This is a genomic window from Pseudomonas sp. QLc11A (assembly GCF_052112305.1).
In the GTDB taxonomy this organism is placed as follows: domain Bacteria; phylum Pseudomonadota; class Gammaproteobacteria; order Pseudomonadales; family Pseudomonadaceae; genus Aquipseudomonas; species Aquipseudomonas laurylsulfatiphila.
In genome coordinates this window covers 1-422 of record NZ_JAVAJJ010000055.1, presented here as the reverse complement: position 1 = coordinate 422, position 422 = coordinate 1, and the positions used below count along the sequence as shown (strand labels likewise).

Sequence of the window (422 nt, the reverse complement as noted above, 5' to 3'; positions counted from 1 at the left end):
CCACCGTGACCGAGTCGATTAAATCGGCCGACGGCGGCAACCTGGAAGCGATCAACCCAATCAAGACCCCGGTGGAAACCACGGTCAACGACGTCAACGACACCACCACGGTGACCCTGACCGCGACGCCGAGCGTGGACGAGAACGGCACCATCACCTACACCGCCACGCTGACCGATGCCCAGGGCAAACCAGTCACCGCGCAGAACGGTCCGGTGACCGTGACGTTGGACAGCGGCAAGGTCATCACCATCGCCGAGGGTCAGAGCTCCGGCAGCCTGCCAGTGACCGTGGACAACGACGTCTACCAAGGCCCGACCACCGTGACCGAGTCGATTAAATCGGCCGACGGCGGCAACCTTGAAGCGATCAACCCGATCAAGACCCCGGTGGAAACCACGGTCAACGACGTCAACGACACC

1 protein-coding gene is annotated in these 422 nt (G+C 62.8%); it reads left to right on the top strand.

Translation table 11 applies throughout. From position 1 onward, the window contains the following. On the top strand, positions 1 to 422 hold a 422-nt coding region (locus tag Q8X48_RS29855; protein WP_407802815.1), incomplete at both ends, for an immunoglobulin-like domain-containing protein.